Raw genomic sequence first — 541 nt, 5'->3', positions numbered from 1 at the left:
GCGTCGATAGCATCGGTTTTAGCCTTGATGCCCATGGAATCGGCAAAAGACCTGGCTCGCCTGGGATTGACGCGTATGACTTTGTAACCAGCACTTTGCAGAAAGCGCAGGACATTACGCTCATAACCGCCCGTGGCCTCAAGCAAGATGCGCTTGATGTCGAGCCCCCGAAGTTTATTCTCCAGCGCCTCAAACCCTGCCAAGTCATTGCGTACATTGATTTTGATGCCCTGAGGCCGCACCAGTGCATCAAGTGAAAGACTGGAAACATCGATACCCAAGAAGGACGCCATTGCCAAAATCTCCTAGACTCAACGAAGTGAGAGAGCTTTGGCTTGGCCCACGCTTGTGATTCGAGATCAGAGCCGCATCCAACTGTTCGGGCTCTCGCCAAAGTGAAACGGTGAATGGCAGCTTGTGCTCCTACTCGTGCTCAAGGCACCTGCGGCATTCAGCTTGCCATTCACCGCTCTCACTCCAGATTCTAATCCCCCACCAAGACACAAGCGGCCTTGCCGGGGCGCCGGACCGGTCGGAAAGG

General features: G+C 54.7%; 1 protein-coding gene. It reads right to left on the bottom strand.

Features of this window, described 5'->3' with window-relative positions:
- Positions 1–293, bottom strand: a 293-nt coding sequence (locus ACQZ2L_RS25050; protein WP_430328311.1) for an IS110 family transposase, incomplete at its 3' end; no start/stop codon positions are given.
- Between the last annotated feature and the right edge of the window lie 248 nt (positions 294–541).

The sequence above is a fragment of the Pseudomonas shirazensis genome, assembly GCF_050496565.1.
Taxonomy (GTDB): domain Bacteria; phylum Pseudomonadota; class Gammaproteobacteria; order Pseudomonadales; family Pseudomonadaceae; genus Aquipseudomonas; species Aquipseudomonas shirazensis_A.
This window is presented reverse-complemented; position numbering and strand designations above follow the sequence as displayed.